The organism is Quisquiliibacterium sp. (assembly GCF_982640115.1).
In genome coordinates this window covers 1-10415 of the sequence record NZ_CEXFHW010000143.1, presented here as the reverse complement: position 1 = coordinate 10415, position 10415 = coordinate 1, and the positions used below count along the sequence as shown (strand labels likewise).

6 protein-coding genes are annotated in these 10415 nt (G+C 68.5%); 2 read left to right on the top strand and 4 right to left on the bottom strand.

Annotated features, from left to right (window positions below):
* Positions 1-15: 15 nt before the first annotated feature.
* Positions 16-3753, top strand: coding sequence for a caspase family protein (locus AC2H6A_RS14570; RefSeq protein WP_484274324.1), 3738 nt, complete (start codon positions 16-18; stop codon positions 3751-3753).
* Positions 3754-3792: 39 nt separating this feature from the next.
* On the opposite strand, the gene AC2H6A_RS14565 is transcribed toward AC2H6A_RS14570, so the two are convergent.
* Genes AC2H6A_RS14565 through queF form a run of 4 tightly spaced genes read right to left on the bottom strand, consistent with a single transcriptional unit; the run spans position 3793 to position 7486 of the window.
* Complete coding sequence (locus AC2H6A_RS14565; RefSeq protein WP_484274325.1) at positions 3793-4941, bottom strand: PilT/PilU family type 4a pilus ATPase; 1149 nt, start codon at positions 4939-4941, stop codon at positions 3793-3795.
* A 39-nt stretch (positions 4942-4980) separates the two neighbouring features.
* Positions 4981-5802, bottom strand: a complete 822-nt coding sequence (dapD, locus tag AC2H6A_RS14560) for a 2,3,4,5-tetrahydropyridine-2,6-dicarboxylate N-succinyltransferase (RefSeq protein WP_484274323.1) — start codon at positions 5800-5802, stop codon at positions 4981-4983.
* Between the two features lie 43 nt (positions 5803-5845).
* Positions 5846-7039, bottom strand: a complete 1194-nt coding sequence (gene dapC / locus AC2H6A_RS14555; RefSeq protein ID WP_484274322.1) for a succinyldiaminopimelate transaminase — start codon at positions 7037-7039, stop codon at positions 5846-5848.
* 30 nt (positions 7040-7069) lie between these two features.
* Positions 7070-7486, bottom strand: coding sequence for a preQ(1) synthase (gene queF / locus AC2H6A_RS14550; protein WP_484274321.1), 417 nt, complete (start codon positions 7484-7486; stop codon positions 7070-7072).
* Positions 7487-7674: 188 nt separating this feature from the next.
* Here queF and smc point away from each other — a divergent pair.
* Positions 7675-10415 (top strand): chromosome segregation protein SMC (gene smc, locus AC2H6A_RS14545; protein WP_484274320.1); only part of this gene is annotated, 2741 nt, incomplete at its 3' end.

Genomic DNA, 10415 nt, shown 5'->3' with positions numbered 1-10415 from the left:
GTGAGCCGATTCCAGATGACCGGCGGCACGCTCAACGGCACAGGCAGTTTCACAGTGGGCAGCAATTACTCGCGGACCGGCGGTACGCTGGGCACGACCTTCTCCGGCATCAACATCACCCAGGCCTCCGGGAATCTCACGCCGGGTTTCCTTCAGGCCGGGGCGATATCGCTCACCACGCAGGATCCGGCTTCGACCATGCTGCTTGATGCGGGCCTGAACAGCAGTGGAAACATGACGCTGAATGCGGCGGGGAGTCTGCAGATCCTGGCGTCACCGACCGCAGCCTCATTCGTGCAGGCTGGGGGTGATCAGACCGTAACCGCTGATTCACTTGTCCTTCGCGGTGCTTCATCCGGTGCATCCCGGTTCGCGCGATTGCAAGCGGCCAATACGCAGACGGTCTCTGCGCGCGCCATCACATTGGAGGGAGGTGCGGGCGGCGGTGGCGTCAATACAGGCAACAGTGCTTCTATTCGTGCTGGCCGAACACAGTCCATTACAGCAGGCTTCGGGGGCATTACGCTGACCGGAGGTGGCGGTGCGCTTCCTGACAACACCGACAACTATGTCTATATCAACTTGTACGGGACGCAACTGGCCGATAGTCAGAGCATCACTATCAACAACGGCGGCAACCTAACCATCACCGGTGGCTCTTCGGCCAAGATGGTCGGTGCACCAAACGGTAGTGCCGCCGGCATCTACGCCACCGGTGGCCAGCAAACGATCACGATGTCCGGAGGGGCTATCACCCTCGTTGGTGGGACCGTGGGCGGACACAATAATGCGTATATCAACAGCGGTTGGAATACTCCCGGGATTCAGGGTGCAAGCCAGCGGATTCTTGGCGATCCAACCATCACCCTGATTGGCGGCGCCTCGGGAGGTAGCGCGTCGATAGCCAACAGCGCAAACAGTGCGAGCATTGTCATCGAGTCCGGCACGCAGGTGATCAATGCCCGGTCAATCACCATGACAGGCGGTGGCGGAGCTGTTGGTGAGGGTGCGAATGGCGCCTACATCAGGCAGGGCAGTATGACCGCCACATCAGGCACGCAGACCATCACGACCATGGCCACCGGAGGTATCACCATGACCGGCGGCAGTGGCAGTTCAGCCAATGCGCGCATTCACTCCTACGGAACTGCCCAGTCGATCAGTATCGGGTCCGGCGGGCTGCGCATGACCGGCGGCTCTGGCAGCGATACCAATAACGCCGCGCATATCGAGCAGTTCGGCACCGCAGGCACGCAGACCCTCACCATTGCCGGAGGTTCCGCGCTGCTGCAGGGCGGCTCGAGCAGCAAGCAGAATGTCGGCGGTACCGGATTCGGCAGCCGTGCGAGCATCTACTCGGAAGGTAGCGCGCAGCTCATCGACTTCACGGCGGGCGGCGGTGACCTCACCCTGATCGGCGGCACTGTCGGCTCACGCAACTTCGCGCAGATCTATGCCGAGTACACCGGTACCCAGACGATACGTGGAGTCAATGCGCTGACCATGACCGGTGGCTCCAGCAGAGGCACCACAGCGGAGCACAATGGCGCGAATATCCAGAGCACGGCTGGCACCCAGTCAGTGTCTGCGGCGAGCCTGGTGATGACCGGTGGGTCTGGCGGGGTGAACAATTTCGCGATGATCGCCGCGGGGAACGGCAACGCCGCCACGCAGACGGTGTCCATTGCTGGCAATGCCGCCCTGCTCGCCGGCACAGGCGGGCAGGGCAACTACGCCGCGATCCTCGGCCAGGGTCAGACCCTCAGCATAGGCGGCGATCTCAGCCTGCGCGGCCAAAGCGGCGGCGCGACCGCGACTGCGGGCAGTGGTGTCCGCATCGGCGCCAGCAGCATGTCGGGAGCTACCTCTGCCGCCGATCTTGCGCTCACCGTGGGCGGCAGCCTCTCGCTCACCGGCGGCAGCGCAGCCCGCGCCGGCGCCGGTCTGGCCAACGCCGAAACCAGTCTGCAGCCGCTGAACCTGAACCTCACCGTCGGTCGCGACATCACCCTCACCGCAGGCAGCGCAGCCGATGCGCCGGTGGGCATCGGCCGCTACGGCACCAACTCGGTCGCCTCCGGCAATGCCATCATCAACGCCACCAACGGTACCCTCACAACCGGCGCCGGCACGGGGCTGAACCCGGGCGGCACCCTCACCGTCAACGCCCGCACCCTCGATCTCGCCGGCTCAGCCAGCGGCACTTCCGTGGCGCTTTCGGGCAGCGCCGGCGCGCTGCTGCGCAGCGGCACCACCATCACCGCCCGAGAAGGCGGCACCAACCCCCTGATCGTCGATGCCGGTGGGGGCGCCTTCGTCAACCAGGCCGGCACGGGCGTGTTCTCCATCCCGTCCGGCACGCGCTGGCTGGTCTACTCCAACAACCCGGATGCCGACACCCTCGGCGGCCTGCTGCCCGACTTCAAGCAGTACGGCGCGTTCTACGGCATCACCCAGCCCAGCGGCACCGGCAACGGCGCGCTCTATCGCCAGAGCCAGACCCAACCAAGTGACGCGCCGACCAATGTCACCACGGTGGCGGTGGCCAGCGCGGTAACAGCGGTGGCCATTCCCACCCAGATGTCCACGCCCACCCGCGGCCGGGTGCTCGATGCCGTGCCCGCGCTGGCGGGCACCACCACCACCGGCGGCGTGGAGGAGATCACCGCGACCGAGGCGGCGACGGGCAGCTCCGGCTCGGGCAGTACGGCCTCGGGTTCGGGCGGTACCGCGCAGGTGGCGTTCCGCAGCGTCAGCGTGGGCCAGATGAGCCGGGCAGAGTTGCAGACCCTGCTCGCGGCGCGCGCCGAGTACAAGAAGAAGGTCTTCGCCTCTGCCATCAGCAGCCTGGAGGTGAATCCGGCATTGGCCGATGTGCGCCCCTGCGAGAACGAGGCCGAGCTCGAACAGGGCGACTGTCTGGTGACCGACGAGCTCAGGAAATACGTGCAGGAAACCCGCGAGGTGCGCAAGCTCGCGCGGGAGTCCCGGCGGGCGGTGCGTCAGGCGGCAGTCCCCGAGATCGAGCGAAAGGTGGCGGTCCTGATCGGCAATGACAACTACGCCGATCGCACCATTCCCACCCTCGAAAACGCGGGCGCCGATGCCAAGGCGGTGGGCAGGCTGCTCCAGGAAACGCTCGGCTATGACACGGTCCTGCTTACCGACGCCACCAAGCAATCGGTGATCCGCACCCTCAACAGGCTCGCCCTTGAGACCGGCCCCAACGACTCGGTGATCGTCTATTACGCGGGCCATGGTGAGGCGATCGAGAACGGCAAGACCGGCTACTGGATCATGAACGACAGCACCGCCGACCGGCCGCAGTCCTGGCTGTCCAACGGCGATGTGTCGCGCCTGCTCGGGCGGATCAGCGCCAAGCAGCTGATGCTGGTTTCCGACAGCTGCTTCTCGGGTGCCTTCGTGGGCGGTGAGCGGGTGACCCGACCCAACGCAGCAGACCCGAGGGGCCTGCTCGATCGCAAGGCGGCGGTGGTGATGTCATCGGGCGGCAACGAGCCGGTGAGCGACGACGGGCGCGAAGGGCATTCCAGCTTCGCCTGGCACTTCATGGACCTGCTGCGCAAGGTCCGCGACTGGAACCTGGGCGTGTCGGTCTTCGAGACGCTCAAGACCGAGGTCAGCAAGGATGTGCCGCAGACCCCGCAGTACGGCGCCTCGCGCTTTGCCGGCCACGAGGGCAACACCGATTATCTGTTCGAGCGCCGCGAGGTGGAGAAGGCGCGCCAGTAAGCCGTGGGAAGGTCTGCGGTGACCGCGCCGCAGACCGGCTCAGACGTTCAGCAGGAACTCCGCGAAGGAGGGGCCGTCACCCTCGCGCTTGGTCTCGGTGCTCTCGCTCTTGCTCTCGGACGCGTTGAGCTGCCGCTCGGAGTTCTCCATCAGCCAGAGCAGATTGGTGGGCGAGTCGGCATTGGCCAGTGCGTCTTCCCGCGTGATCTTGCCCTGGCGTACCAGCTGCAGCAGGCTCTGCTCGAAGGTCTGCGATCCGGGCGCGAGGCTCTTCTCCATGGCGTCCTTGATGTCGCCGAGATTGCCGGCCTCGATCAGTTCGGCCACATAACGGGTGTTGAGCAGCAGCTCCACCGCCGGAATCCGCGCACCACCGGTGCTGCGCACCAGCCGCTGCGAAGCGATGGTCTTGAGGGTGCCGGCCAGATCCGACAGCATCACTCGCCGGTTCTCGGGCGGGTAGAAGCTGACGATGCGGTTCAGCGCATTGTTGGCGTTGTTGGCGTGAAGCGTGGCCAGCACGAGGTGGCCCGATTGCGAGTACGCGATGGCGGCCGACATGGTCTCGACATCACGGATCTCGCCGATCAGGATGCAGTCGGGCGCCTGCCGCATGGCGTTGCGCAGGCCCACCAGCAGGGAGTCGGTGTCGGTGCCGATCTGCCGCTGATTGACGATCGAACGCTTGTTGCGGAAGGTGAACTCGATCGGATCCTCGAAGGTGAGGATATGGCCCGAGCGGTTCTCGTTGCGGTGCTCGATCAGCGAGGCCATGGTGGTGGACTTGCCCGAGCCGGTGGCGCCCACCACCAGCACCAGGCCGCGCGGCTCCATCACCATCTGCCGCATGGCTTCGGGCAGGCCGAGATGCTCGAAGCGCGGAATGTCGCCCGGGATGTAACGGATGACGCAGGCTGGCGAGCCGCGTTGCCGGAAGACATTGATCCGGAAGCTGCCCACCCCGGTCACGCTGTAGCCCAGGTTCAGCTCGCGCCGGTCCTCGAACTCCTGCCAGTGCCGCTCCGAGACCACCTGGCGCAGCAGCGCCATGACCGCGGCCGGGTCGAGGCGCTGCTGGTTGATCGGGACGGTCAGGCCGTTGACCTTGATGTGGGCTGCCGACCCGGGCGACAGGAAGAGGTCAGACCCCTTCTTCTCGGCCAGCAGCCGCAGCAGCTTTTCCATCATCGACACGAGTGACCGCCTTTCGCTCGTGCCGCCCGGCGCTCAGTCGCCGCGCAGCAGCTCGTTGATCGCGGTCTTCGCCCGCGTCTGGGCGTCGACGCGCTTGACGATGACCGCGCAATACAGATTCACCCGGCCGTCGGCCGAAGGCATGGAGCCGGGCACCACCACCGAGCCCGAGGGGACGCGGCCGTAGAGCACCTGCCCGGTGGTGCGATCGAAGATCTTGGTGCTCTGGCCGATGAACACGCCCATCGACAGCACGGAGTTCTCCTCGACCACCACCCCTTCGACCACCTCGGAACGGGCGCCGATGAAGCAGTTGTCTTCGATGATGGTCGGGTTGGCCTGCAGCGGCTCGAGAACGCCGCCGATGCCCACCCCGCCCGACAGATGCACATTGCGGCCGATCTGGGCGCACGACCCTACCGTGGCCCAGGTGTCGACCATGGTGCCTTCATCGACATACGCGCCGATGTTCACATACGAGGGCATCAGCACGACATTTCGGCCGATGAACGCACCGCGCCGGGCCACGGCCGGCGGCACCACCCGGTAGCCGCCCTGGGCGAAGTCGGCCGCCGAGAAGTCGGCGAACTTGGTGGGCACCTTGTCGTAGAACTGCAGGCCGCCGGCGGGCAGGACGGCGTTGTCTTCCAGCCGGAAGGACATCAGCACCGCCTTCTTGATCCACTGGTGCACGATCCACTCGCCATTGCGCTTCTCGGCCACGCGCAGCCGGCCGGCGTCAAGTTCGGCCAGCACATGGCCGATCGCCTCGCGCACGGCGGCGGGGGCGGCCTTGGGGGAGAGCTCGTTGCGGCCTTCCCAGGCCTGGTCGATGGTGGTCTGCAGGTCACTCATGCGGGTTCTCTCGAAGGGGGTTGATCAGGAAAGCGCGCCGGCCTCAGCCGGTCACGAAGCGAACGATGCGGCCGGCTGCCTCGACGCAGGCCGCCAGCGGCTCGACCAGGGCGAGCCGCACATGACCGCGTCCGGGGTTGCTGCCGTCGGGCCCCGGGCGGGCGAGGTAGCTGCCGGGCAGGGTGAGGACGTTGCAGCGCCGGTAGAGCTCGCGCACGAAGGTCTCGTCATCGCCGCCGGGCACCCGTGCCCAGTAGTAGAAGCCGGCCTGCGGACGCTGCACCCCCAGCACCGGTTCGAGCAGGGGCTGCAGTGCGGCGAACTTCTCGCGGTACTGGCGCCGGTTTTCGGCGACATGGGCCTCGTCGGACCAGGCGGCGATGGAGGCCTGCTGCACCGGCGGGCTCATGGCGCTGCCGTGATAGGTGCGGTAGAGCAGGAAGGCGGCGAGCAGTTCGGCGTCGCCTGCCACATAGCCCGAGCGCATGCCCGGCGCGTTCGAGCGCTTGGACAGGCTGCCGAAGACCACCAGCCGCCGGAAGTCGGGCCGCCCCGCCGCCACCGACGCCGCCAGCGCGCCCAGCGGCGGCTCGGCCTCGTCGAGGTAGATCTCGGAGTAGCACTCGTCGGCGGCGATGCAGAAGCCGTGTTCGTCGGACAGGCGAAAGAGCAGATCCCACTCGGCCTGGGTCATCACCGCGCCGGTGGGGTTGCCCGGCGAACACACGAAGAGCAGCCGGGTGCGGCGCCAGACCGCCTCGGGCACCGACTGCCAGTCGCAGCGATAGCCATTGGCCGGGTTCTGGTCGACATACCAGGGGCTGGCGCCGGCGAGCAGGGCCGCCCCCTCGTAGATCTGGTAGAACGGGTTGGGGCACACCACCAGCGCGCCATCGGCCGGATCGACCACGGTCTGGGCGAAGGCGAAGAGCGCCTCGCGGCTGCCGTTGATCGGCAGCACCTGATGGCGGGCATCGACCCCCGGCAGACCATGACGGCGGGTGAGCCAGGCGGCGAGGGCGCGGCGCAGCTCGGGCGAGCCGGCGGTGGCCGGATAGCTCGACAGGCCGGCCAGCGACCCGATCAGGGCGTCGGTGATCAGTGCGGGCGTGGGGTGCTTGGGCTCGCCGATCGACAGGTTCAGCGGCGTGAGGCCGGGATCGGGGCTGACCCCCTCGAGCAGACCGCGCAGGCGCTCGAAAGGATAGGCCTGCAGGGTCTTGAGTCTAGGGTTCAAGAATCCCCTCCAAGTGACTGATATTGTTGGCTATCTGAAATTCGACTGGAGCGGGAAACTGTCCAGGTCCACCCGCTGCGGCGGCTTCCAGCCGCGCTTGCGGTGCTCGACCACCACGTTGGTGAAGATGCCGCCACGCACATACCAGCGCGCGGTGACCTTCAGGTAGCGGGGCGCCAGGCCGGCGACCAGATCGTCGGTGATGCGGTTGGTGACGGCCTCGTGGAAGGCGCCCTGGTCGCGGAAAGACCACATGTAGGTCTTCAGGCTCTTGAGTTCGACATTGCGCTTGTCGGGCACATAGTCGATCACGAAGGTGGCGAAGTCCGGCTGGCCGGTGAGCGGGCACAGGCAGGTGAACTCGGGCACCTCGAGATGGACGAGGTAGTCGCGCCCGGGCGCGGGATTGGGGAAGGTATCTAGGCTGAGGCTGGGCTTGGAGGGCATGGACGGACGGCTTTCCGGGCGGGGCGGCGCCCGCCGGCGGGCGGGCTCCCCTGAAACCAAAAGCCCCGCGCGGGGTTCGCTGGGAACCGGCGGGGCCTGGGTGGGCGGGTGCTATTATAGGCGGGTCGAAGCCGCCAGCGCGGCTTTTCGCTTTTCTGTCGGGCCCATCGCTCCGGGGTGTTTCGCGCGTGCGACTCAAGCAGATCAAGCTGTCGGGCTTCAAGTCCTTCGTCGATCCCACCGCCTTCGAGGTGCCCGGCCAGCGCGTGGGCGTGGTGGGCCCCAACGGCTGCGGCAAGTCGAACATCATCGACGCGGTGCGCTGGGTGCTGGGTGAGTCCAAGGCTTCGGAGCTGCGCGGCGAGTCGATGCAGGACGTCATCTTCTCGGGCTCGGTCGACCGCAAGCCGGCCTCGCGGGCCTCGGTGGAACTGGTGTTCGACAACTCCCTGGGCCGCATCGGCGGGGTCTGGTCCAGCTTCGCCGAACTCGCGGTCAAGCGGGTGCTCAGCCGCGACAACCAGTCGGCCTACTACATCAACAACCAGCCGGTCCGCCGCAAGGATGTTCACGACCTGTTCCTGGGCACCGGGCTGGGGCCGCGGGCCTACGCCATCATCGGTCAGGGCAGCATCTCGCGCATCATCGAGGCCCGGCCTGAAGACCTGCGGGTCTTCCTCGAGGAGGCCGCCGGCATCTCGCGCTACAAGGAGCGCCGCCGCGAGACCGAGAATCGGCTGGCCGACACCCGCGAGAACCTCACCCGGGTGGAGGACATCCGCCGCGAGCTCGATGCCCAGATCGACAAGCTCTCGCGCCAGGCCGAGGTGGCCCGGCAGTACCGCGAGTTCGAGGCCGACCGCGAGCGCAAGCAGCAGATGCTCTGGCTGGTGCGGCGCGACGAGGCCGGCGCCGAGCAGCAGCGGCTGGCGCTGGAGGCAGGCCGGGCCCAGACCGCGGTCGATGGCGCGCTCGCCGAGCTGCGCGAGCTCGAAGCCGCCCTCGAGACCCTGCGCAGCACCCACTATGCTGCGAGTGACGAGGTCCACGCGGCGCAGGCCGCGCACTACACCGCCAATGCCGAGGTCGTGCGTCTCGAGAACGACATCCGCCGCGTGGTCGACACGCAGGAGGAGATCGGCGGCCGGCTGGAAGGCCTGCGGGTCAGGCAGACCCGCGCCCGTCAGGACCGTGAACAGGCCCTGGCCGAGCAGGACGAGGCCCGGAGTGCGCTGGAAGAGGCCGAGGCCCGCGCCGAGGAACTCGCCGCTCGCCTGTTCGAGCTCTCCGATGCCACGGCGCCGCTGGAGCAGCAGGTGCGCGAGGCGCGCGCCCGGCTGGAGCAGGCCCGCGCGGTGGCGATCGGCACCCGTCAGGCCATCGAGCTTTCCGCCGAGCGCCAGCGCAACGCCCAGCGCACGCTCGCCGATGCCCAGCGCCGGCAGGAGCGCCTGCAGGGCGAGCGTGCGCAGATCGAGTCGCCCCCCGAGGAAGACCTCGCCGCGGTGCGCGAGTCACTGGCCATCGCGGAGGAGACCGAGGAGCGCTGCGCCCAGGCGCAGACCGAGGCCGAGACCCGCTGGCGTGATGCCGAGCAGGCCCGCGCGCCGGCCCAGCAGGCCCTGCGCGACGCCGAGGGCGAGTTCACCCGCGTCGAGGCCCGCATCGTCGCCCTGAAGCAGCTGCAGGAGCGGGCGCAGAGCCAGTCGCGCATCGGTCCCTGGCTGAGCCGCCACGGCCTGGACAGCCTGGGCCGCCTCTGGCAGCGCCTGCGCATCGAGGAGGGCTGGGAGACCGCGGTCGAGTCGATCATCCGCGAGCGGGTCGAGGCCCTCGAGATCGGTCGGCTGCAGACGGCGGCCGCGCTGGTGGCCGATGCGCCGCCGGCCAAGGTCGCCTTCCTGTCGCCGCGGGTGCAGCCGGTGGTGGCCGCGCCGCTGGCCGGCATGCGACCCCTGATCGAGGTCATCCGGGTGACCGATGCCGGGCTGCACGCGGTGCTGGCCGACTGGCTGCATGGCCACTGGGCTGCCGACTCGCTCGAGGCCGCGGTCGGGCGCAGCGCCGAGCTGCTTGCCGGCCAGCGGCTTGTCACCCGCGAGGGCCATGTGGTCGGCCCGCAGTCGCTGCAGCTCTATGCGGCCGATTCCGCGCAGGAGGGTGTGCTCGCCCGCCAGCATGATCTCGAACATCTGGCCCGCGAGCAGCGTGCCCGCCAGCTGCTGGCCGACGAGGCTCGCGCGGGCGCCGGCCGCATCGAGCAGCAGGCAGCCGAGGCCTCGCGCCTGCTTGGCCAGGCCCGCGAGGCGCACAGCCGCGCCGTACGCGATCTGGCCGCCGTGCGGCTCGATGCCCAGAAGCTCGAGCAGCTCCATGAGCGCGCGCGCCTCACCCGTGGCCGGCTCGAGCAGGATCTGGCCGAGGTGGCGGCCCTTCTCGAGGAGGCCGCGGCCACGGTCGAAGAGCAGTCGGCCGCCTTCGAGCGGCTCGATGCCGAGCTGGCCGAACACCAGCAGGTCCAGGAGGACGCCGCCCAGGCCTGCGAAACCCTCGAGGCGCAGCTCGTCGCGCACCGCGACCGGGTGCGTGGCGCCGAGCGCACCGAGCAGGAAGCCAGTTTTGCCCGCCGCGAGGCCGGTGCGCGCATCGAGCGGCTGCAGGCGCGCATCGCGCAGGCCGACCAGCAGGCGCATGAAAGCCGCGAGGAGGCCGAGTCTCTCGAGATCCGCCTTGCCAGTCTGTCCGATGCCGAGACCCGCCTGGCGCTCGACGCCGCGCTCGCCGCGCGTGCCGGCACCGAGCTGGCGCTGTCGGCCGCGCGTCAGCGGCTCGACGACATCACCCAGACCCTGCGTGCCCGTGACGAGGACCGCCTCTCCCTGGAGCGCCGTCAGGAGCCGCTACGCCAGCGCCAGGTCGAGGCGCAGAT

Coding starts and splice junctions, on each gene's coding strand:
- AC2H6A_RS14570 (WP_484274324.1), top strand. CDS start 16: ATGACCGGCGGCACGCTCAACGGCACAGGCAGTTTCACAGTGGGCAGC.
- AC2H6A_RS14565 (WP_484274325.1), bottom strand. CDS start 4,941: ATGATGGAAAAGCTGCTGCGGCTGCTGGCCGAGAAGAAGGGGTCTGAC.
- dapD (WP_484274323.1), bottom strand. CDS start 5,802: ATGAGTGACCTGCAGACCACCATCGACCAGGCCTGGGAAGGCCGCAAC.
- queF (WP_484274321.1), bottom strand. CDS start 7,486: ATGCCCTCCAAGCCCAGCCTCAGCCTAGATACCTTCCCCAATCCCGCG.